This is a genomic window from Clostridium ihumii AP5 (genome assembly GCF_000612845.1).
Classification (GTDB): Bacteria; Bacillota; Clostridia; order Clostridiales; family Clostridiaceae; genus Clostridium_J; species Clostridium_J ihumii.
In genome coordinates this window covers 16,274-39,924 of the sequence record NZ_CCAT010000041.1, presented here as the reverse complement: position 1 = coordinate 39,924, position 23,651 = coordinate 16,274, and the positions used below count along the sequence as shown (strand labels likewise).

The following is a 23,651-nucleotide window of genomic DNA, read 5'->3' as shown; positions in this document are numbered from 1 at the left end:
AGATATAATTGGATATAGAAAAATATACATTTCATGGAATACAGAACTCGGCTTATAGGTTTAGTCGCACCATTGAAAACACTAAGTTTCGTACTTAGTGTTTTTTTATTTGACAGCATTTTGACATTCTAAAAATTAAATTATATTTATTTTAATTAAGATACAAGACACATTTCGCAGTTGAAATAAACATAATTTAATAATAGCTAAAGATAATAAAACAGATTTGAAATTTATAAGTATTATAAATATATTTTTAAAATTAGGTTTTAAAGATACATGAGAACTTGATGAAGGTGAGATAGTTATGAAATTACTAATTTAGGTTTTCATAAAAAGTATTTGAGTAATTATGATGTGAAAAATATTATAAACTGCAAGATAGAAATATCATGTAGTTTTTTATATTTGTACTTTAAAGGAGTTATAAATTTAGTGTTGAAATCTAGATTAGATGAAAATAAATTTATATAAAGGGAGAGGAATATGGATATTTTGAAAATGATGAGATTAATGAATAATTTTCAATGTGAGAACATTTAAATAAAAATTAATTTATTGTTGAGATGTATAATGTATTATATAATAATACTGAAGATATTTCTAATTTAGAGAGAAATTTGATATATTGATAAGTATTAAGGTATAAGAGATTTATTTTGAGGTGATAAGATGAATTTTAATGGTATATTGATAGGTGTAATCTCATTTCTTATAATAGGTATATTTCATCCTATAGTAATTAAGGGAGAGTATTATTTTGGGAAAAAGATATGGCCTATATTTTTAATTAGTGGTATTATATTTATATTTTTATCTTTAAGTAGTAATATAGGAGTACTATCAGCTGTTTTTGGAATCTTAGGGTTTTCTTGCTTTTGGAGCATTAATGAAATAATAGAACAAGAGGAAAGAGTAAAAAAAGGGTGGTTTCCTAAGAATCCAAAGCGTAATTAGTTTAGAATAAGGGAGGAATTATGATGGAAGAAAAAGAGAAGAAATGTCCTATTTGTGGATGTGAACATATAGGTAAAGGAACACAATATTCTTATGGAAAGATGTTTCCACTGGACAAGGTATTTTCAAAAGGATCAGAGGTTATAGCAGAGATTTGCACTGACTGTGGATATATTGTATCTATGAGAGTAAAGGATCCACATGATTTTAAATAGAAAATAAAAGTTAAGAAGATTAATGAGTTTAAAAACTAGGAATTTGTAATAGTTAAGTATATATTTTTAAAAATTTAACTTAATTATTATGAGTTCCTATTTATTTAGAAATAAATGAAATATTACAAATTTGATTTATAGTCCTGTAGTATGAATTTGGAAAAAATGGTACAATGAAATAAAAATTTAGAAATATAAATTAATTTAGGGGGGGATTTGTGTGGAAGAAATTCTTGTTAAAGAGTACAGAGGGGATATTGTGGAATGTATTCACAAAGGATATATTTGTATTGTAGGTGATGATGGAAAGGTTAAGTGTAGTATAGGTGATGATAATTTTGTAACCTATATGAGATCATCTGCAAAGCCTATTCAAGCAATTCCATTAATAAAAAGAAATATAGATGAAAAATATAAATTAAATGATAAGGAATTAACTGTTATGACTGGTTCACATAGAGCGGAACCATTTCATGTAGAAGCATTAGAAGGGATAATGAAAAAAGTAGGTATTGAAGAGAGTGAATTAATATGTTTACCAACATATCCTTTAGGTGTGAAAGCTAAGGAAGATATTTTAAGAAACAATGGTGAAAAAAGAAGAATTTATCATAATTGTTCAGGAAAACATTTAGGACTTTTAACTTTATGTAGAGAATTAAAATGTGATACAAAAACATATTGGGATAAAGATAATGAAGCACAAAAAGAAATTCTTAAGTATATATCTAATCTTTCAGATTATAAAGAAGACAAGGTACTCATAGGAACTGATGGATGTGGTGTACCTGTATTTGGTATGCCAATGAAAAATCTTGCAACAATTTATATGAAAATGGCATGTCCAGATTTAATAAAAGATGAATATACAAGAACTGCAGTAAAAAAAATAACGACACTTATGAATGAAAATTATGAAATGGTATCAGGAACAAATCTAATATGTTCAGTACTTTTACAAGATAAAAATATTATAGCTAAAGGTGGAGCTAAAGGAGTTTACTGTTTTGGTCTAAAAAAAGAGAGATTAGGAATAGCAATAAAAGTTTTAGATGGTTCAGAAGAAGAATGGCCACTTATAGTTTCTGAAGTATTAACGCAAATAGGGTATGAAAATAAAGAAACTATAGAGAGATTAAATAATGTATTTCCAAGTGTAATAGTAAATGATAATAATAAAATTGTAGGACATAGTGAAACAGAATTTACAATTTCAATGGAGAAAAATAAAGATGAATAATAAAGTTACAATTGAGATTTGTTGTGGTTCAGTAGAGGATGCAATTATTGCTGAGAAAGCTGGTGCTGATAGAATTGAATTAAATTCATCCATATCATTAGGTGGAATTACCCCGTCTATAGGAAGTTTAATTGAAACTAAAAGAAATTTAAATATACCAGTTATGGTTATGATAAGACCTAGAGAATCAGGATTTTTCTATGATGAATATGAAATAAAATCTATGGAAGAGGATATTAAACTTGCAATAAAATATGGGGCAGATGGTATTGTTTTTGGAGTATTAAATGAAGATGGAACTATAAATAAAGAAGCTTTAAAAAGATTTGTGGATATTATAGGTGATAAGGAAAAAGTTTTTCATAGGGCTTTTGATATAGTGAAAAATCCAATTGAAAGTTTAGATACATTAATTGAATTAGGGGTAGATAGAATACTTACAAAGGGACAAAAGAATTCAATAGAAGATGGATATAAAACTATAAAAGAAATTATAAAATACTCAAAAGGAAAAATAGAAATTTTAACAGGTGGTGTTAGACCACACAATGTGGAGTGGATGATAAGAGAGTTGAACTTTAGAAATTTACATGTAGCATCATTTATTCAGAAAGAAGATTTATCTATGTCTAGTAATCCTGATGTATATTTTGGTAGCTCAAAAGATAAGTCAGAGTGTTCATATAGTGTTGCAAATTATGAGTATTTAAAAGAAATGTGTACAAAAATTAGAAATTTACAAGAGGAGTAGTTATGAGTAAATTTTATTGTGGTATAGATTTAGGTGGAACTAAAATATGCATAGGTATTTTTAATGAGAACTGTGATATATTAGCTTTAAAAAAAATAAAAACTAATGTTAAAAGTGGAAAAGAAGAAATAATTAAAAATATAAAAAGTAGCATAGTGGAAACATGTTTGGAGGCGAACATAAGTATAGATGATATAAGTAAAATAGGAATAGGTTCGGCTGGAAATATTGATTCTAATAAAGGTATAATTAATTATGTAGTTAATTTACCGGATTTTGTAAATATACCTATTAAAGATATACTGGAAAATGAATTTAAAATAGAAACTGAGCTTTATAATGATGCAAATGTAGCAACCTATGGAGAATATAAACTTGGAGTAGGAAAAGGTTCGAAAAACTTTGTATATATGACTGTAAGCACTGGTATAGGTGGAGGAGTTGTGCTAAATGGAAGGCTTTATGAAGGAGCAAATAGTAATGCATGTGAATTTGGTCATGCAACTATTGATTATAAGGGTGAAAAATGTAGATGTGGTAATTATGGTTGTCTAGATAATTTAGCGTCAGGTACGGCTATTAGAAGAAGAGCTATAAGTGAAATAAAAAAAGGTAGAGAGTCTAGAATCTTGGAAATTGCAAAGAAAAATGTAGATGAAATAAAAGCTGAGGATGTTTTTAAAGGTGCAGAATTAAATGATGAATTATGTAAAGAAATAGTAAGTGATGTAGCATTTTATTTAGGTGTTGGAATATCAAATATAATAATATATTACAATCCAGAAATAATAGCAATAGGTGGTGGAGTATCAAAATCATTAGGATATTTTTATGATGATATGATGAAAATTATAAAAGAAAGAACTTTAAAATCTAGTTTAAGCGTATGCAGTATCAAAGAAGCCAAGCTAAAAGATAATATAGGGGTAATGGGTATAGCTGCATTATTTAAGGATAATATGTAGAAAATGATTAATATAAGAAGCCAATATGAAAGTATTCTCATTTCAATTGAGAAAGAGATATTTAAACTATCGTATAAAAATTGACAATTAACGATGAAGGATAAAACTAAATTTTATAAAATGTCCATAGTAATAGTTATATTTATTATTAAAACTATGGTTAGTAAGAATATTATAATGGGGAATTTATTCTCCAAAATAAACTTTTTATGGATAAATATTATATTAGTTTTATTTGAAATTCAAATAAAACATTGTAGCGGGGATTTCAATCCCCGGTGATATTCACCATCACTTTTCACTCTTACTTCTTACTTAGTTCCAAATATAAATAATAGGAGTAAACTGCAACTTTAGAATTATTATTTGATAAAAAGATTACTTTGAATTTGAGCTTGTTTCCCTATATTTTAGAGCTTACTGAGAATTGAATGTTTTCAGTAAGTTTTTTTGTTGTATATAAATTTAAAGTTTAAAATCCCAAAAATATTGATTTAGTAATTAATAATGTGAAGTAAATTCATAAATATTATTTTCAACTATAAATTTTTAAAAAAATATAGTATAATTATGAACAAAGAAAGAGTGATTTTCACATAATAATATATGTGTAGAAACAATATGTATTATTACATAAAATTGAAAAATATGGTGGTGGAAAGCATGAGTTATAATGCAATAGATTTATTAAACAAGTCAGTGGAGACTTCAAAAAATATTTTGACATTATTTGAAAATGCTAAAAATGATATTAATGATTCACATTCATCTAGTATAATTATGAACATATTTATAAAACATCAAAATAAGAAAATAGATTATTATGAGAGTTTGCAAAAAGAATTGTATAATCGAGATGTTACAGAAATAGATTGTTTTTTATATGATAAAATATCATCATTAATTACACTTTATAATAGTAAATTGAAATTTCAGTGTCCTAAAAATACTAGAGAATTGATACAAAGTATTATAGAAATAAATAAAGATCTTAGAGCATTGTATATAGATGTAAGAGGAAGAATCATAAAGAATGAACAAGGTTGGAAAAGCACTGAGTTTGAGGTTTTAACAGAAATGATAACACTTCAAGAATCATATATAAAAGAATTAGAAAAGTCATATATGAAAAATTATGGATATCATTAAAATAAAATGACTATTACAAAACTAACTTTTAGATTAGTTTTGAATAGTCTTTTATTTTATATTAAATTTTACTTTTTTCCATAAAATCATCAACCATATCAACTAATTGACCAATTTCAGGTTTACTAAGTTGTCCATTAGCACCAACAGAGATACCTTTGTGTTTTAAGTTGTCAGTTATAAGTGATGAGAAAATTATACAAGGTAACTGTCTTAATGTAGGATCTTCTTTAACTTGTCTAATTAAAGTATGACCATCCATTTGAGGCATTTCTATATCTGTAATTAGAATTTGAACATCCTCTATAAAATTTTCACCTTTTTCCTGTGATAAACCTTTTAAATACTCTAATGTTTGTTTTCCATCATCAAAGAAAATTAAATTTTTAAATCCTGCTTTAGTTAATGTGTCTTTTAATAATCTTCTAATTAATGCAGAATCATCAGCTAAGACAATTTTAACATTATCTCTATTTTTATATGCTACATTTACAATTCTATCTTCACTAATGCCAGTGCTTGGATTTATGTCTGTTACTATCTTCTCAAAATCTAATAGTAATATGATTTTATTATTTAAAATTATATTACCAATTACAAGATTATTAGTAGATATTTCATCAGGTTTTTGAATTTGTTCCCATTTTATACGATGAATAGCAACGACATCATCTATTTTAAAAGCAACTTTTATCTTATTAAACTCACAAATTATAGTTTTAAATTTTGAACTTTGTTTTCTAGTGCCATCAAGTATATATCCTAAATCTATTAAAGTTATAATTTCATTTCTACAAAGAATTACACCTTCTATAGATGGATGGCAATTAGGTAACTTAGTTAAATTGTCAATATCTACAACTTCTTTAACTTTTATAACATTGATTGCATAATTTTTGTTGTTAACTATAAATTCTAAAACCTCTACTTCACCTGTACCTGATTCTAATAATATATCAGATTTCATATTAACACCTACTTTTCATTATTTTAAAATATATAGTGAAATAAGCTCGGAATTTAACTAATTTTAAAATATTTATATTTTAATTATAAATTAGCTTAAGTAAGTTAATTTATGAGCATGTCTTCACTTTAAAGATATAATATATTGTTTTATAAGAAAACAAATAAAGAATGATTTGTTTAATAATTTTTAAATTTTTGACTAGAATAGGTTTTGGTTGAATTTTGATAATTTAAATATCACTAAATCTAATCATAATAATATTTTACCATTGCTAATAATTACATTATAATATAATTATTAGTTTAAATGTGTAATTATTTTTAAAATCAATATAAAACTAATATTTTATAATTATAATTTCGATAAAATAATGTTTTTCTTTATAAGTTTAAAATAAAAATAAGTAGGAGATGTGTATGAAGAAAATAAATAGTTTCAAATGTGGTCTTTTAGGAAGTATTATTGGATTTATCATTGGGATTACATTAATTGTAATAATTTTAATAAGTGGAAACTATGATAAAAAAACTATAGAAGTTTTAGGACCAAGAATAATTTATGTTTTTATATTTTCAGTTGTAGCATTAATAGGTGTATTCATATCTAGAAAAAAATCTCAATTTGGTGCATTGCTTATGGTTATGTGTGCTATTGCAGGTATAATGTATACAACTACATTGTATATAATACCATCAATTTTCTTAATGGTAAGTGGATTTACTATGTTTTCAGACTTGAAAAATAATAGATAAATAGTAGTTATATGACTTTATAAAAATAAAATCTTTACTAAAGATTTGAAAATGAATTAATAACATACTATAATTAATCTTGGTGTTTATAAAATTATAGTCCAAAAATTAACACTGTAAAATTATTTAAATATATACGTATATAGAAGGTGAATAAGATGGATGGTTTAGAGAATAAAACTACAAATGTTTTATCTCACAGAAAAAATTTAAGGGTAAAATTAATTGTAGAAGGAGCTATTATAGGTATAATTACAGGGCTAATAATTGTATTAAATAGGATAGCTATAGAAAAATTATCTTCTATTTTTAATAAGGTTTATAGCAGTTCTAAAGGAAATCCTATGTATATAATGTTATTATTTTTAGGACTTATACTGATAGGATATTTAGTTGGATTATTAGTTAAGAAAGAACCAATGATATGTGGAAGTGGAATTCCACAGGTGGAGGGTATCTTAGTTAAAAAGATAGAAATTAATTGGTTAAGAGTTCTTATAAATAAATTTATAGGTGGGGTTCTATGTCTAGGATCAGGTCTGTCTCTAGGAAGAGAAGGTCCATCAGTGCAAATGGGAGCCGCAATAGGACAAGGATTTAGTAGGATTTTTAAAAGAGTAAATGTAGAAGAAAAATACTTAATTACAAGTGGATCAAGTGCAGGTCTTGCAGCAGCATTTAATGCACCACTGTCAGGGGTTATGTTTTCATTAGAAGAAGCTCATAAAAACTTTTCACCACTTGCATTATTATCAGCAATGGCAGCAGCATTAGCAGCAGATTTTACAACTAAACAGTTTTTAGGTGTTGCACCAGCTTTAAATTTTGCAAAGGTAATAGCATTACCATTAAAGTATTATTGGACACTTATAATATTGGGGATTTTTGTTGGTATAAGTGGAGTTATATTTAATTCAGGAATTTTAAAAACTCAAAAATTATACGGGAAATTTAAAAAAATTCCTGTTCAGTATAAAACAATAATACCATTTATAATTACAGGAATAGCTGGACTTGTATCTCCATTACTAATTGGTGGTGGACATAATCTTATAATGAGTTTACCAGAAAAGAATTTTACTATATTAGCTTTAATTACTTTCCTAATAATTAAATTTATTTTAGTATTTTTATGTTTTGGTTCAGGAGTTCCAGGAGGAATATTCTTTCCGTTATTAGTGTTAGGAGCATTAGTTGGAAATATATGTGGTCTTATTTTTTGTGCTGCAATTGGTATGCCAAACATATATATTATAAACTTTATAATACTTGCAATGGCAGGTCATTTTACTGCTATAGTAAAAGCGCCAATTACAGGTATTATACTTATCACAGAAATGACAGGTTCATTTGAACATTTATTACCTCTTGCTATAGTATCCTTAATAGCATATATAACTTCGGATATATTAAATTCAGAACCAATATATGAAAGTCTTTTAGAAAATTTACTTAAGAAAAATGGTAATAATTTTGAAGGGGATAGTAAAACAAAAACATTAATAGAACATTGTGTGCATATTGGAAGTAATATATCAGGTAAGAAAATAAAAGATGCAAACTTACCAAGTGAATGTTTAGTAGTTGCTATTAAAAGAGGAACTAAAGAGATATTACCTAGAGGAAATAGTGTGATTTTAAATGGAGATTATATAGTTGCTTTAGTAGATGAAGATAAAGCATCAGATGCATTAGAAAATTTAAGAAAAATATGTACTTAATAATAAGAAAAACTTATCATTAACAAATTGATGATAAGTTTTTTTTATTATACAAATATTTAAAAATCAATTACAATAAACACACAAAATTTAAATTAAAAAAATATAAGAAGAGGTAATACAATGAAAAAGGTTTTAGCAATAGTTTTAACAGTAGGTATGACATTTAGCTTAGTAGCTTGTGGAAATAATAAAGAAGAAAACAAAATAAATAGCAATGAAAAAAATTTAGATAATAAAGATAAGTCAGCTTACAAGAATATAAGTATAGAAGAAGCTAAAAAAATGATTGAAGAAGGTAAGTTTCAGCTGATTTTAGATGTTAGGGGAGAAGATGAGTTTAAAGAAGGACATATAAAAGATGCTAAAGTAATACCAGATTCAGAATTAGAAAATAGATTAAGTGAGATAGAAGAATATAAAGACAAAAATGTTCTTGTATATTGTAGAAGTGGTAAAAGAAGCACTAAAGCATCAGAAATTTTAGCGAACAATGAATTTAAAAATGTCTATCATATGCATGAAGGTATGATAAAGTGGGATGGAGATATAATAAAATAAACATATATTAAAATAGGATTAACTGCTTATAATCAGCTAATCCTATTTGTTTTATAAGTATTATTCAAATGCAATTTCTAGTATATTATAAATATCTTCTCTATATAATTTTTTAAATGTACCAAGTGGTGCAAGCATTGATGCATTGTCAGCTATGAAGTCTAAGTCTTTATGTGACACATTAATAGCCTTTAATGTAGTAGGTGCACCTAATTCGCTATAATAATTTTTTAGGGCATCAATAGATTTAAGTGCAATTTCTTCAGTACTACCTTCAGTTATAGAAAAAATATTTCTCCCCATTTTAGCAAACTTATCTATATCTTCTTTATAAACATATTTCATCCAAGCAGGCATAATTATTGCAAGACCAGTACCATGAGAAACATCATTAAGAACGCTTAACGAATGTTCTATATTATGTGAAGCCCAATCACCTTTTCTTCCAAGTCCATTTAATCCATTTAATGCAAGAGTTGCTGCAAATGCAAGTTCACATCTAGATTCGTAGTTAGTTGGATTTTGAAGTAAAATTTTAGAATGATGTATAACTGTTCTAATAATGCCTTCTGAAAGTTCATCTGACATATCTGTATTTTTAGTTCCACCAAAATAAGCTTCAAATACATGAGTTATTGTATCAATAGCTCCATTAATAGTTTGATTCACTGGAAGTGAACTTTGAATTGTAGGATCTAATATAGATACTTTAGGATAAAGTAGTGGTGATCCAAAAGACCATTTTTTATTTTCCTTTTCATTAGTTATTACTCCGCCACAATTCATTTCAGAACCAGTAGCAGATAGAGTAAGAACAGTAAATAGTGGTAAGGCAGATGTTAGCTTAATATTATTTTCAAACAAATCCCAAACATCTCCATCATAACAAGAACCAGCAGAAATTGCTTTTCCAGAATCTATAACACTACCTCCACCTACAGCAATTATAGCATCTAGTGAATGTTCTTTTACTAGATTGATGCCTTCTTTTACTTTACTAAGTAGAGGATTGGGTTTTACACCAGATAATTCAACAAATTCAATATGGTTTTTCTTTAATGAACTAGTAACATCATCATAAACACCATTATTAAATATAGAACCTTTTCCGTATAATAACAAAACTTTTTTTAAATTATACTCTTTTACATAGTTACCTATGGAAGAAATAGTATTTTTACCAAAAACTAAATTAGTTGGATTTTTAAAACTAAAATTTAACATTGAATACCTCCTGGGGCATATATAAGAAAATAATGGACCAAGTTAATGAAAGAATAATATTAATATTATGATTATTAATGCGCTATTTTAATGAAGTCCTTCACAATATTAATCATTAAATTGCTTCATTAATTTTTGAATATGCCTAAACAATATTGATAATATATATATAATTATACATATGAATTATTAAAAAATATATAATATTAATACTATTAATTAAATATATATCAAATTATAAAAAACAAGTGAAATTACTGTTATCAGCAGTTTCACTTATTACATCTATAGGGTTCAGAGTAATAGCGTTATCAAAGGATACTAGTAAAATTACATGTTATTCCTATTTTATATTACATTTTCATTTATAGCTTTAATAACTCCATAATTTTCATTTGTATCAGCTAGATAATTACTTACTCTTTTTACTGCATCTACAGCATTTCCCATGGCATAGCTATATTTAGAGCACTTAAGCATTTCAAGATCGTTATAGTAATCACCAAAAGACATTGTTTCATCAAAAGATATATTTAATTTGTTTTGAAGAAATTTAATTGCAACACCCTTATTAGCATCTTTATTCATAATATCAAGCCAAATATCTCCTGAAGTGACAACTTTAAATTGTTCACCATAGATTTTGTTAAAGATATTGTAAGAATTATTATTTGCACCATCAAAATCACATAAAGTAAATTTTAGAATTTCATCATCAATTAAAGAAAAATCAGAGACAACTTCAACTTTTTCAAAGTATTTTTTTACTTCATCATGAACAAATTTTTCATTAGTTTCTAAATAAGCAGCTTTTTTACCACAAAGTAAAACATAACAGTTATCCAAAGATCTACCAAGACAGCATAGCTCATTAAGAATATCATTAGCAATACAATTAGAATATAACTCTTTACCATTTTGCATAATGTATGTACCATTTTCCGCCGCAAATATAATGTCATATTTAACTTTATCAAATGTTTTTAGTAAATTTTGATATTGTCTTCCAGAAGCAGCTACAAATGTTATGTTTTTATCCTTTAATTTAATTAGAGTTTCATAGAAATCTTCATGTAATATTCCATTTGAATCCAATAAAGTACCATCCATATCACTAGCAATTAATTTTACCATCTCAATCACCTTTTCCTAAGTATTTATAATAATTATCTTATGTTAAATTTTCATTAGTAAATAGATTATAATACAAACTAAAACAAAAATAAAAAGATTCAAAAAAGAGAAAAATCAGAAAATGTATAATTTTCAGCTAAATACAAATGATAAATATTGAAAAATTTATTATTAAAGGAGTAGTTAAAATGTCACATAAAAATAATAAAAATAGTAAAGACAATAAAAAGGCAGGTCAAAAAACTAAAAAGGAATTAGAAAAAATGAAAATGGAAACTTCTAATGAAATAGGGGTTTCAAATGAATCTAAAAAATTAGGTAAAAGTGCTAAATAAAATTTAATAAAGTATAAAAAATATGAACTAATTTGTATTAGTTCATATTTTTTTATAGAAACTTAATTAATTACTAGGTATAACTGCTTTACCATATCTTTCTCTAATAAAATTTTTAGTTTTATCACTTTTTAAAAAATCAACAAGTTCTTTGAGTGTTTCATTATCTTTATTATCTTCACGAGTAGCGATTATATTTACATGTTTTTCTATATCAGATATTTCTTCAAGAAATAAAACATTATTTGTATCTAGCTTTGACTCTAAAGCATAATTTCCATTTATTATGGCCAAGGATACTTCATCTAATAATCTAGGCAATTGTGCAGCTTCAACAGTTTTGATTTTAAGGTTTTTGGGATTTTTTTCTATATCTTTTTCTGTTTGAATATCAGAATTTGAATTTTTTAAAGTTATTAAGTTATTTTTTTCTAACAATTTTAAAGCTCTAGTTCCGTTTGAATTATCATTGGGAATTGCAATAATATCACCACTTTTTAATTCATCAATTTTTTTTATCTTATTTGAATATGCAGCTAAAGGCTCAGCATGAATACCACCAACAGAAACTATACTTGCATTATTCTTCTTATTAAAATCTTCCATGTAAGGAACATGTTGAAAATAATTTGCATCTAATTCACCAGAAGCTAAAGATTTATTTGGTATTACATAATCAGTAAATATCTTTACTTGTATATCAATACCTTTAGATTTTAAGTTTTCCTTAGCAAAATTTAAAATTTCTCCATGAGGAGTTGGAGATGCTCCAATAATTAATGTCTTAGCATCAGATTTTTCTTTTGAATTATCTGATGTAGATGCACAACCTAGTAGTAGAATTGAAATCATAGCTATAGAAATAAATTTAAAATAAGATTTTTTCATAAATGTTACCTCCGCAATTTATAATATTTTTTTATTCGATTTTTTTGCAATATGATTACCAGTGATTTGAATTAATTGCACTAGCAATATTAAAATCACAATAGTTGCTAATATAATTTTATTGTTATAGCGCATATATCCTTCACGAATAGCATAGTCTCCAATACCTTCACCACCTACAGCACCAGCCATGGCAGAATAACCAATAATATTTATTATGGTAAGTGTTATATTTGATATAAGAGAAGGAAAAGCTTCTGGTATAAGAACTTTAAATATAATTTGAGATTTAGTAGCACCACAAGCTAAAGAAGCTTCAATTATGCCAAAGGGGATTTCTCTTAATGAAGATTCAATAATTCTAGCAACAAAAGGTGCGCTAGCTATAGATAAAGGAACAATTGATGCTGTAGTACCTATAGTTGTGCCAATTATAAATTTAGAAATAGGGAACAATGCAACTATTAAAATAATAAAAGGTATAGACCTAAGTATATTTACAATAGTACTTAAAAAAGAATATAGCTTACTATTTTCACTAATGTGTCCTTTAGAAGTAATAGTAAGTATTATTCCTATTGGTACACCAATAATTAATGAGATAATAGTAGAAAATGAAACCATATAAATAGTTTGCAATAATGGCTTAATTGTAGAATTTAATATATTAAATAGTTCAGTCAAAATTAATCACCTCTACTTCAACTTGCATAGATTTTAAAAACTTAGTAATAGAATTAATAGTATCTAAATCATTATTAAGTGTTATTATAAGACTTCCAACTTGAGTTTCTTGAATTACATCTATACAACCACAGATAATATTGAACTCTACTTCGAATTTTTTTGAAAGCTCATGAATAACAGGAGAAGTTGCGCTAATTCCTTTAAAAGTTAACTTAAGCATTATGTTTGGATAAAATTTATCTTTAAGACTATTAGGAATACTTAAATTCTTATCAAAAAAAGAATTAGAAATTTCAGTTTTAGGATTTGAAAATACATCTAAAACTAATCCTTCTTCAACTATTTTGCCATCTTGCATAACAGCAACTTTATTACAAATCTTTTTAATTACATCCATTTCATGGGTAATTAAAACTATAGTTATATTAAATTTCTTATTTATTAATTTAAGTAAATTTAATATGGAATCTGTAGTACTTGGATCTAACGCTGATGTTGCCTCATCACACAAAATTATTTTAGGATTAGTACTAAGACATCTAGCTATACCTACTCTTTGCTTTTGACCACCAGATAATTGGGAGGGATAAAAGTATTTCTTTTCTTTTAAATCTACTAATTCTAAAAGTTCATTAACTTTTTTATCAATAGAGAGTTTAGGAACTTTATTAAGTTTTAGTGGAAACGCAATATTATCATAAACAGTAGAATTCATTAGCAAATTAAAATGTTGAAATATAATACCTATTTGTTTTCTTACTTCTCTTAATTTGTTAGATGATAACTTTGTAATATCTATAATGTTATGAGTTGTACTATTAATTGTTAAATTATCTAGCAAAACTTCACCTTTAGTAGGCTTTTCAAGAAGATTTATACATCTTAATAAGGAAGATTTGCCAGCACCACTAAGTCCAATTATTCCATAAATATCACCTTCATTTACTTTTAAATTTAAATTGTCAACAGCTATAACATTAGAATTCTTAGAATTATATATTTTAGTTAAATTTTTAATGGTTATCATATTAAAAATCGCTTCCTTTCAGTGAATTAATTAAATAAAGCAATATATATATTACATAAAAAGTTAGAATTTAATAATAAATAGTTTTTATCACATAATATAAAAAATCCCCTCTTGAAAGACAAGAGGGGATTTTTCTCTTATCTTTCGGTAAAAAACCGCTGGAATTAGCACCAATGCAAAATGCTGGTTGCTGGGCTTCATAGGGCCAGTCCCTCTGCCACTCTGGATAAGAATATATTAAGTTTTTATTTTAAATATAAAAAAACCTCTTGAAAAATAAGAGGATAGATAACTTCTCTTATCTTTCGGTAAAAACCGCTGGAATTAGCACCAATGCAAAATGCTGGTTGCCGGATTTCATAGGGCCAGATCCCTCAATCACTCAAAATAAGAATTTAATATTTAGTTTATGATTTAATTATATAAGAAAATTTTGAAAAGTCAACACAATATTGGAAAATAAAAAACAAATATATTTAAATAAGTATAAACTCAGTAATAAATAACCTTCTAATGTGTAAGAATATTAATTTTAAATAAGAAGATAATATAGTTATAAATATATGAGAATTTGAAAAAGAAAGAAGATGAATAAATTTGAAAAAGAGTAAAGCAATTATAAGTTTTTGTATTTGTGCAATTATGATTTTAACTTCATTTAGTGTTTTAGGGTATATGGATGATATTAAAGAAAACAATGAGGATAATAAAATAGTATACTTAACTTTTGATGATGGACCAACTGAAAATACATTGGAAATTTTAAAAATATTAGAAGAAGAAGATGTTAAGGCCACATTTTTTGTTATAGGAGAACTTGCAAATACAAACAAAGAAATATTAAAGAAAGTAGAAGAAAGTGGAAATTCTATATGTGTACATACCAATACTCATAAAAATGAAAATTATAGAAGTAAAGAAATTTATTTTAAAGATTATGATGCTGCATATAGTAAGTTAAAAGAATTATTAGAAAAGGAACCTTGTAATTTTATGAGGATGCCTGGAGGTTCAAGTACAGGTGTTCCGAGCAAAGTAGTTTTAAAATCAATAAGAGATGAACTGAATAATAGAAAAATAAATTATGTGGATTGGAATGTATCAATTGAAGATGCAATGGGCATAAATATTCCAGTGGAAAGATTACTGTGTAATTATAGGAAAGAAATGAGTAAGAAAAATTTAGATAAAGAAAGAATTGTAATTTTAATGCATGATGGAGCTTCAAACAGTACCACACCAAAAGCTCTTCCAAGTATAATAAAAGATTTAAAGAAAAATGGATATAAATTTAAAACTATACAAGATATAGATGAAAATGAGTTTATAAATTTAACAGAAAAGAAATTAATAAATAGATATAATGAAGAGAAAGAAATTAATTAATAAAATAATAAAAATAGCAAGTATTATACTTGCTATTTTTATTATATACAAAATTTATAATTTAGTTTTGTATAAGTATTTAAATAAATATGTAGTTATACAAAAGTTTAATTAAATTTAAAATTAAACTTTTGAATATTATAAAATTAAGTTAATTATAATTTAAAAATATAGACAATAAATATTATAAATAATATAATGTATAGAAAGTATGTAAAATATTCAAATAATAAATTAATCATTTATATAGGAATCCAATATGAAAAATGCAATTATTCTTATTTCAATTGGAAAAAAAGATTTAAACTATTATACAAAAATTAACTATTAACGATGAGCAGTTAATAATGAAGGATAAAATTGAAGTATCAATTTTTTAATCAATTTGTATAATAAATTTCAAAGTAAATTATTTAAACACCATATAAAAACTAGTTTTTATATACTTCTATTTTTAGATATTAGGAACAAAGTGAGTAATATATACCATAACTTTAACTTTTTACTTGGTTCCAAATATAAATATAGTAATAAACTATAATATCACTAGTATTATTTGATAAGGATGTTATTTTAAATTTGAACTTGGAACCCTATATTTTATAAAATTTCATAAAAGGAGAAGGATATGGTAGGTATTGATTCTATTATATTTATTGTTATTACATTTGTATTAAGTGCTATAATGCCAATAATTCTTATTATATACGGTAAAAGAAAGTATAAAATTGATTTGAAATATGCATTTGTAGGAATTATAGCATTTATTGTATCTACACAACTTTTAGAAGCACCACTACATCATTATTTTTTATATCAAAATGAAAAAACTTCACAAATTTTAACTAATCCTATTTTCTATATGATTTATGCTGGACTTATGGCAGGTATATTTGAAGAAAGTGCAAGATATATAAGTTTTAGATGGATATTAAAGAAAAATAAATCATACAAAAATTCAGTAGCATATGGTATTGGGCATGGAGGAATAGAAGCAGTTCTAGTAGCTGGAGTTATGTATTTTAATAATATTATTGCAGTAATTCAAATAAACAACGGAACTTTTGACAATTTAATAAATGCTGCTAGTGGAACTTTAAAGTCAAGTTTAACTTTAGTAAAAACTCAGTTAATTAATGCACCATCTTATACGTGGGGAATAGCTGGAATTGAAAGAGTGTGCACTATAATAATCCAAATAGGATTGTCAATGCTTATTTTCTATAGTATAAAAGAACGAAAAAGAATATATTTTTTCTTAGGAATTTTATTACATGCTGCAGTTGACTTTGTAGTTGCATTATATCAAATAGGAAGTATAAAGAACATAGCTTTTGTAGAAGAATACTTAATATTAATTGCAGTAATAACATTAATTATAATATACAAAAAAAGAAAAATATTTATAAATACTGATGATATATAAAGTGATAATTATAAATTATAATTACATTTAATATATAAGCATAATTATGAGGTGAATAATATTATGAGAGCATTAATAGTATTAGATATGCAAAAACATATCTTAAGTCAAAAAAATTTCAAGGAAGAAAAGGATAATATAAAAAAAGTCATAGATATATGCAAAAGTAAAAATGATAAAGTTATTTTTGTAAGGCATATAGAAGCAGACAATGATAGTCCTTTAAATGAAAGCAGTAATCGTTCTGAGATACATGAAGAATTCGCTGAGGATTATGATGAAATTATTGAGAAAACAACTCCAAGTGCTTTTTATAAAACAAACTTAGATAATATATTAAAAGAAAGTAATGTTGATGAAGTTGTAATAGTAGGCTTCAATACAGAGTTTTGCTGTATGTTTACAGCTATAGTAGCATTTGAAAGAGGATATAAAGTTACGTTCATAGAAGATGCAACTGGCACAATAAATAATAGTGAAATATATGATATGGAAGATTTAGATATTAAAGATTTAGTGGGAACAGTGTTAAATTGGTCTAAAACTGTAGAAGTTTTATATGTAGATGAATTTATAGAAAATGAAAAAAATAAATAATTATATAAGGGGCTATATAAAAATTAAATAATTAGCTCTAAAAATAAAATGACCAAATTCAAAAAATGAATTTGGTCATTTTGTGCATAATATTATTTATGAAACATATAAACAATAAATTTAATAATATTATACATATCCATCAATTAAGATTGCCAATTTTTTTAGAAAATATAACACCTAATGATGATTCAGTAATATTATTTTAATAACTCTTTTATAATTTAAGCTTGTTTTGAAAATTCAGATATTTATTCTTGTTTTAATAATGATAATATTAATACATCATGGCATTTAGATGATGTATAATAAGCTTTTCTCTTAGTGCCTTCTAATTTAAAATTTAAAAATGTAAGCAAAGAATAAGCAATTTTATTATTATCTAATATAGAGATTTCAATTCTTTCAACTCCTATTGAAAAAAGTTTTTCAATAAAAATATTCAAAGCTTCCTTCATGTAACCATTTCTTTTACCATTGTTTAAAGCAAATTCTAAATTTACAATATTTCTTTTCTTATTTAAAAATTTACTTCTTATAAAACCAATGCTAGAGTTATCTTCTTTTAAGGTTAATATAAGGTATATTTCATTATTGTTTTTAATAGTATTTTTTATATCTTGTATTTCAGTATGATTAGAAATGTCATCAAAGGAATTCACTATAGAAAAATTTTTAATAAGTTCATTACTTTTAATATTATATATAAAATTAGAATCTTTAAGTGTAACAGGTCTTAAATATAACCTATTACTTTCACAAAATAAATACATAAAATTCCCCCTTAATATATTGTAAAATAATCAAAGTTATTGAATATATAGATAAAAACCTATTATCATGAACTTAATGTTAATTTTAAAATGTACATATCATTACTAATGAGACTAAAGCATAAAAATTTTCACATTTAAAACTAATTAATAATTAACAATGCTTATAGGCATAACTGAAAATTCAAATCACCATTATAATGGTTAGACTTATCTAATTAAAAATCATTTTTATTCATTCTAAAATGATTTTGAGCTAGTCTAACTCTTGAGAGTGTCCAAGTTTTGAAGCTAATAAATTTAAAGATGAATATGGACCCCTATATATTTATAAGATAAATAGAAAATCTAGCAATAATAGGTAAAATTTATAAGATAAGAATATTTTAACATTTATTATTAAAAATTTAAATGATAATATAAGTTCAAATATTAAAAAATAAATGATTTAAACTCTATAAAGTATATTTAGCCCATATAAAGGATAAAATAATTGTTAGGATAATGTGAATTTGAACAACTTTTTAAGGAAAGTTGTGTAAATAGAATAAGATGATATAATAGAAATAACAAATAATTAAGAAAATTTAGAAAATAATGAATTGATTTTCGGAATGAAGGAGAGTTGGACTATGGGGAAGGAAACAATACTAGTTATTGCTGATATTCATAGCAATATACATGCATTTAATACTTTTTTAAAATATGCAGAAGAAAAAAATGTAGAAAAAATTTTAAACCTAGGAGACTTTGTTCAAGAAGGACCTAATCCAGTTGAAGTTTTTGATATTGTTATGAATGATAAGAGGTTTATAAATATTTTAGGAAATACTGATTACTCATTAATAACAGGTGATTGTGAAGAATTTACAGAAGGAGAAAAGGAACATCAACAGTGGAATATAAATATTTTAGGTGAAGAGAGAATTCAAAAATTAAAAACAGTTCCAACAGAGAGAATCGTTGAAATAAAGAATAAGAAAATACTTATGGTACATTCTAGGATAGATAGTATGAATGAACTTCCAGTATTATATAAAGAAGCAACTTTGGATGAATTTACTAAAGATTATGGAGATTTGTGTGATTATGTGATAATAGGACATAGTCATTGTCAAACACTTGTAAAGCACTGGATAGGAAAACCAGTGTTAAACCCTGGTTCAATAGGCTGTTCAAGAGACGGATTTGTAAGTTTTGCTGAAATGGATTTTTATGATAATGGCGTGGTTGATATAACATTTAAGAATTTAAAATATGATATAGACTTTAATGTAATGGAATTCTTTAAAAATAATGTTCCAGATAAAGATAATATAATGAAAGTTTTCTATAAAATGAATTAATAAAAAAACAAAAAAATGTAAAGGTTAGCATCTATAAAATTTTAGCTTTTATAAGAAGATTATAATAGCTAAAATTTTATGGATTTTTTGTCTTAATAATAGGTATAGTAGTAAAATATAAGGGGATAGACAAAAATAATAAAAGGTATATAATTATAATTAAGTAATAACAATTATTAATAAGGGGTAATTTTATGAATGAATCTGAAAAAATAAATATGTTAAAAAGTAATCCAATACTTATAAAAAAAATAGAAAATCCAACTAATGAAATGAAATTAGCAGCTTTACAAGGAAATGGAACAGTTATTAGATATATAAAAAATCCAAGTGAAGAAATGAATTTAGTTGCAGTTAAAAGTAATATTTGGGCAATCGAATATATTGAAAATCCAACTTATGAAATTAAAGAATATGTAGTTAAAGCAGCTTGGAATACGTTGAAATTTATAAAGAATCCAGAAGAAAGTTTAATAATAGAAGGAATAAATCAAAAAGGATGGTCAATACAATATATAAATAATCCTAAAATAGAAACACAAAGATTAGCAATTGAAAAGGATTATGACTCTATAAAATATATAAAAAATCCAAGTGAAGAAATTCAAATGTTGGCTATAGAGAAAAATTATGATGCTATAAGATACATAGAAAAACCTACATTTGCTGCTGAATGTTTTGCAGTTGAAAGAAATGAAGCAGCAATTAAATTTATAAGAAATATAAATAATGATAAAAAGATAGAATTTTTAAAAAGAAATATATTATTTATAAAGTACATTAATATAGAGGGGTTAAACATAGAAAATGCAATAAAAGAAGTTATTTCAGAAGAAATAGTGAGCGAAAAATATATAAGAGATTTTATAAATTGCGATGTAATAGATAAAAGTAATGATAATATATCTATGGATAAAATTTTATTTATCCATAAGTATGGAAGCAAAAGAGCAAAATCTATTGCTGTAGATGAAATGTTAAAATTTTAAAATTTAGTTTTTAAACAAAAGAAAGGGTGGAGTATATGAATTTTAAAGATACATTGTTAAGTGCTGAATTAGTTATAAAAAGTAATGAAGTACCACTAATTGTAGGGGAGAGTGGTATAGGTAAAACTGCATTAGCAAAAGAGTTGTCAATTAAAAATGATTGGAGATTAGTGGTTATAGATGGTAATTTACTTAAAGAAGGTGAAATAGGTGGATTACCATCTATTGAAGACTACACTTATATAGAAAATGAACAAAAAAAGACAAAAAAAAGAACTGTATATGCAGTGCATACTAAATTACAGGAAATAGAAAATTTAACTTTGAGTGGACAAGATGTGTTGTTATTCATAGATGAAATTAATAGATGTGAACATACAGTTCAGCAAGAACTTATGAATTTGATACTAAATAGAGAGATAAATGGTTATCATCTTAATTCAAGTGTTAAGATATTAGCTGCAATGAATCCATCTAGTAAGTATGGTGGAGATTTTGATTATCAAGTTGTAGATATGGATCCAGCACAAGAAGATAGATTTGTTTGGCTATATATGGAAAGTGATGCTAATAACTGGATTAGGTGGGCTAGTAGCAATGAAATAGAAGATTCTGTAATAGAATTTATTTCAACATTTCCGAATTATTTAAGCAGTCATGATGATGAAGAAAATATACAATCTACACCAAGAAGTTTTGAAAGAGTTTCAAAATGTTATAAAATTTATAAGGAATCCAAAGGAGAAATATCTAAAAAAGTGTTTTTAAACGTTCTAAAGGGTAATTTAGGAAATAGAATTGCAAGTGAATTTATGGCATTTATTGAAGAGGGTACAAATCCTTTAATTAATTATAAAGATGTATTTAATGATGATAAAATATCAAATAATTTAAAAGCAAGAGTTCAAAATGAACCACATACTAGACTTTATTTAAGTGCAAAAAATATTTTAAAAGTATTAGATAATAATTTTTCAGAAAATGAGATAAATAGATTTGTTGAATTTTTAAATCTTTATCCATTAGATCTAAAAATAGGTGTAATGCAAGAAATAAAACAAAGTTATTCTAATTTTTATAAGGTACTTATAGAAAATGATGAATTTATTGAAATGTATTTTGATTCATATAATGAGATAGTAAGTTAGGGTGATTTAAAGTGGATAAATTTTATTCTAATAGAGATTATTTATATAACTTAATATGTAATATAAATAATATAGATGATATTCCAAGAGAGTTTGAGAAGGATTTTCTAAAGTTTATTGATAAAATAACATTATCGCTTCTTCAAAATAAAAATAACTTTTATGGTCATTTTTTGATACAAATGAAAAGAAAAATAAAATATGATATGGCTAGTCCTACTAGTGTAGATATAGACTTTTCAAAATATATAATATATTTCAATCCTATATTATTTTTAAACCTTACACTTGAACAAATGCAAGGTACCATTAAGCATGAAATACATCATATAATATATTTACATCTTATAAGAAAAAAAGAGTTAATTAATAAGTATAGCACTTTGGCTTTAAATATGGCTATGGATATTGTAGTTAATCAGTATATAGACTATTTACCACCATATGCAATTACATTAGAAACTGTTAATTTAAAATATAACTTAAGTTTAGAGCCATATCAATCTATGGAATATTATGTACAAAAGATTCAAGAAGAATTGAACTTGATGGATGTTAATGAAGAGGCAGAAGAAGATGATTCAAAGAAAAATGAGTTAGAGAAAGAATATGATATATCAAAAACTCATGATATTTGGAATAGTAATGTTGAGATAGATGAAAATATAATAAAAGATGTAACAAGAAAATCAATAGAATTTTCTCAAAAGGGTGATATACCAATATATGTTGAAAATGCGTTAAAAAATTTAAAAAATACTAAGAGTGAAATATCATGGAATCTTGTTTTAAAAAGAATTATGGGAACTATTCAATGTGGAAAGAATAAAACTATAATGAGAAGAAATAGGCGTCAACCAGATAGAGTTGATTTAAGAGGAGAATTATCAAAAAAAATTGCTAAAGTATTAGTAGCCATAGACATAAGTGGGAGTATAAGTGATGATGAATATAATTTAGCTGTAAAAGAAATAATAAATATAGTTAAAAATTATAACTATGAAATAATTATATTAGAATGTGATACAGAAATAAGAAGAGAATATAAAATAAGTAATTTAAAGGATATAAGAAAAAGACTAAACACTAGAGGTGGAACAAAATTTTCACCAATATTTAAAAGAGCAAATGAGATAAATCCTAATGTAGTAATATATTTTACAGATGGAAAAGGAGAAGAAACTTTAGCTGTTAAACCTAAAGGATATAAAGTACTTTGGGTTTTAAATGAAAAAAATGATGTGATTTCATTTAAAGAACCTATAGGCATTATAAAAAAACTTAAGTATATAGAAGAAAAAGAAGAATATGTAGATATTCTAGATGTGAGAAGTGATGGATGGTCAATGAATAATCAACAACCTATATATGATTAAATTTTAGACAATGATAATATCATTGTCTATT

The 23,651-nt window shown here is 24.9% G+C and carries 24 protein-coding genes and 2 riboswitches; of the genes, 17 read left to right on the top strand and 7 right to left on the bottom strand.

Features of this window, described 5'->3' with window-relative positions:
* The first annotated feature begins 672 nt into the window (after positions 1-672).
* From BN346_RS05525 to BN346_RS05500, 6 genes are all read left to right on the top strand, one after another.
* Positions 673-957: a DUF4491 family protein gene (locus tag BN346_RS05525; RefSeq protein ID WP_034440310.1), complete on the top strand. Its 285-nt coding sequence runs from the start codon at positions 673-675 to the stop codon at positions 955-957.
* A 20-nt stretch (positions 958-977) separates the two neighbouring features.
* Entirely contained in the window at positions 978-1,172 is a 195-nt protein-coding gene (locus BN346_RS05520; RefSeq protein WP_242838396.1) for a transcription initiation factor TFIIIB, read from the top strand.
* A gap of 220 nt (positions 1,173-1,392) precedes the next feature.
* Complete coding sequence (locus BN346_RS05515; protein ID WP_034440305.1) at positions 1,393-2,412, top strand: asparaginase; 1,020 nt, start codon at positions 1,393-1,395, stop codon at positions 2,410-2,412.
* Positions 2,405-3,163 carry a copper homeostasis protein CutC gene (locus BN346_RS05510; protein WP_034440303.1) on the top strand — a complete coding sequence of 253 codons (759 nt, stop codon included), beginning with the start codon at positions 2,405-2,407 and terminating at the stop codon, positions 3,161-3,163. The genes BN346_RS05515 and BN346_RS05510 overlap by 8 nt, the downstream gene beginning before the upstream one ends.
* A gap of 2 nt (positions 3,164-3,165) precedes the next feature.
* Complete coding sequence (locus BN346_RS05505; RefSeq protein WP_034440301.1) at positions 3,166-4,128, top strand: ROK family protein; 963 nt, start codon at positions 3,166-3,168, stop codon at positions 4,126-4,128.
* Between the two features lie 663 nt (positions 4,129-4,791).
* Positions 4,792-5,277 carry a hypothetical protein gene (locus BN346_RS05500; protein ID WP_034440299.1) on the top strand — a complete coding sequence of 162 codons (486 nt, stop codon included), beginning with the start codon at positions 4,792-4,794 and terminating at the stop codon, positions 5,275-5,277.
* Positions 5,278-5,338: 61 nt separating this feature from the next.
* Here BN346_RS05500 and BN346_RS05495 read toward each other — a convergent pair whose 3' ends face one another.
* Positions 5,339-6,244 (bottom strand): chemotaxis protein, encoded by a 906-nt coding sequence (locus tag BN346_RS05495; RefSeq protein ID WP_034440298.1) that lies wholly within the window; start codon positions 6,242-6,244, stop codon positions 5,339-5,341.
* 419 nt (positions 6,245-6,663) lie between these two features.
* On the opposite strand from BN346_RS05495, the gene BN346_RS05490 reads away from it, so the two are divergent.
* The 3 genes from BN346_RS05490 (at position 6,664) to BN346_RS05480 (ending at position 9,281) form a co-directional block, all read left to right on the top strand.
* A complete protein-coding gene (locus BN346_RS05490) occupies positions 6,664-6,999 on the top strand; it encodes a hypothetical protein (protein WP_034440297.1) in 336 nt (111 codons plus the stop codon).
* A 158-nt stretch (positions 7,000-7,157) separates the two neighbouring features.
* Positions 7,158-8,720, top strand: coding sequence for a ClC family H(+)/Cl(-) exchange transporter (locus BN346_RS05485; protein WP_034440296.1), 1,563 nt, complete (start codon positions 7,158-7,160; stop codon positions 8,718-8,720).
* A 123-nt stretch (positions 8,721-8,843) separates the two neighbouring features.
* Positions 8,844-9,281, top strand: coding sequence for a rhodanese-like domain-containing protein (locus BN346_RS05480; protein ID WP_034440295.1), 438 nt, complete (start codon positions 8,844-8,846; stop codon positions 9,279-9,281).
* A gap of 60 nt (positions 9,282-9,341) precedes the next feature.
* On the opposite strand, the gene BN346_RS05475 is transcribed toward BN346_RS05480, so the two are convergent.
* Both BN346_RS05475 and BN346_RS05470 read right to left on the bottom strand, forming a co-directional pair.
* Positions 9,342-10,505 carry an iron-containing alcohol dehydrogenase gene (locus tag BN346_RS05475; RefSeq protein ID WP_034440294.1) on the bottom strand — a complete coding sequence of 388 codons (1,164 nt, stop codon included), beginning with the start codon at positions 10,503-10,505 and terminating at the stop codon, positions 9,342-9,344.
* Positions 10,506-10,853: 348 nt separating this feature from the next.
* Positions 10,854-11,639, bottom strand: coding sequence for an HAD family hydrolase (locus BN346_RS05470; RefSeq protein WP_034440286.1), 786 nt, complete (start codon positions 11,637-11,639; stop codon positions 10,854-10,856).
* A 188-nt stretch (positions 11,640-11,827) separates the two neighbouring features.
* Here BN346_RS05470 and BN346_RS20900 point away from each other — a divergent pair, with 188 nt between their 5' ends.
* Positions 11,828-11,974: a small, acid-soluble spore protein, alpha/beta type gene (locus BN346_RS20900; protein WP_074432675.1), complete on the top strand. Its 147-nt coding sequence runs from the start codon at positions 11,828-11,830 to the stop codon at positions 11,972-11,974.
* 66 nt (positions 11,975-12,040) lie between these two features.
* On the opposite strand, the gene BN346_RS05465 is transcribed toward BN346_RS20900, so the two are convergent.
* Genes BN346_RS05465 through BN346_RS05455 form a run of 3 tightly spaced genes read right to left on the bottom strand, consistent with a single transcriptional unit; the run spans position 12,041 to position 14,576 of the window.
* Entirely contained in the window at positions 12,041-12,862 is an 822-nt protein-coding gene (locus tag BN346_RS05465) for a MetQ/NlpA family ABC transporter substrate-binding protein (protein ID WP_034440284.1), read from the bottom strand.
* Between the two features lie 18 nt (positions 12,863-12,880).
* Positions 12,881-13,546: a methionine ABC transporter permease gene (locus BN346_RS05460; protein ID WP_278245496.1), complete on the bottom strand. Its 666-nt coding sequence runs from the start codon at positions 13,544-13,546 to the stop codon at positions 12,881-12,883.
* A complete protein-coding gene (locus tag BN346_RS05455; protein WP_034440280.1) occupies positions 13,539-14,576 on the bottom strand; it encodes a methionine ABC transporter ATP-binding protein in 1,038 nt (345 codons plus the stop codon). The genes BN346_RS05460 and BN346_RS05455 overlap by 8 nt, the downstream gene beginning before the upstream one ends.
* 137 nt (positions 14,577-14,713) lie before the next feature.
* Positions 14,714-14,812, bottom strand: a riboswitch (SAM riboswitch).
* A gap of 62 nt (positions 14,813-14,874) precedes the next feature.
* Positions 14,875-14,973: riboswitch (SAM riboswitch) on the bottom strand.
* Between the two features lie 203 nt (positions 14,974-15,176).
* Here BN346_RS05455 and BN346_RS05450 point away from each other — a divergent pair.
* From BN346_RS05450 to BN346_RS05440, 3 genes are all read left to right on the top strand, one after another.
* The gene (locus BN346_RS05450) at positions 15,177-15,965 is read left to right on the top strand and encodes a polysaccharide deacetylase family protein (RefSeq protein ID WP_051540063.1); all 789 of its coding nucleotides are present in this window, start codon (positions 15,177-15,179) and stop codon (positions 15,963-15,965) included.
* A 628-nt stretch (positions 15,966-16,593) separates the two neighbouring features.
* Complete coding sequence (locus BN346_RS05445; protein ID WP_034440278.1) at positions 16,594-17,391, top strand: YhfC family intramembrane metalloprotease; 798 nt, start codon at positions 16,594-16,596, stop codon at positions 17,389-17,391.
* A gap of 63 nt (positions 17,392-17,454) precedes the next feature.
* Positions 17,455-17,988: an isochorismatase family protein gene (locus BN346_RS05440; protein WP_034440277.1), complete on the top strand. Its 534-nt coding sequence runs from the start codon at positions 17,455-17,457 to the stop codon at positions 17,986-17,988.
* A gap of 251 nt (positions 17,989-18,239) precedes the next feature.
* Here BN346_RS05440 and BN346_RS05435 read toward each other — a convergent pair whose 3' ends face one another.
* Positions 18,240-18,761 carry a GNAT family N-acetyltransferase gene (locus tag BN346_RS05435; RefSeq protein WP_034440275.1) on the bottom strand — a complete coding sequence of 174 codons (522 nt, stop codon included), beginning with the start codon at positions 18,759-18,761 and terminating at the stop codon, positions 18,240-18,242.
* Positions 18,762-19,393: 632 nt separating this feature from the next.
* Between BN346_RS05435 and BN346_RS05430 the strand changes: the two genes are divergently transcribed.
* From BN346_RS05430 to BN346_RS05415, 4 genes are all read left to right on the top strand, one after another.
* Entirely contained in the window at positions 19,394-20,107 is a 714-nt protein-coding gene (locus BN346_RS05430) for a metallophosphoesterase family protein (protein WP_034440273.1), read from the top strand.
* A gap of 194 nt (positions 20,108-20,301) precedes the next feature.
* Complete coding sequence (locus tag BN346_RS05425) at positions 20,302-21,096, top strand: hypothetical protein (RefSeq protein WP_034440271.1); 795 nt, start codon at positions 20,302-20,304, stop codon at positions 21,094-21,096.
* 35 nt (positions 21,097-21,131) lie between these two features.
* Complete coding sequence (locus BN346_RS05420) at positions 21,132-22,244, top strand: AAA family ATPase (RefSeq protein WP_034440270.1); 1,113 nt, start codon at positions 21,132-21,134, stop codon at positions 22,242-22,244.
* Between the two features lie 11 nt (positions 22,245-22,255).
* Entirely contained in the window at positions 22,256-23,620 is a 1,365-nt protein-coding gene (locus BN346_RS05415) for a vWA domain-containing protein (protein ID WP_034440268.1), read from the top strand.
* The last annotated feature ends 31 nt before the right edge of the window (positions 23,621-23,651 follow it).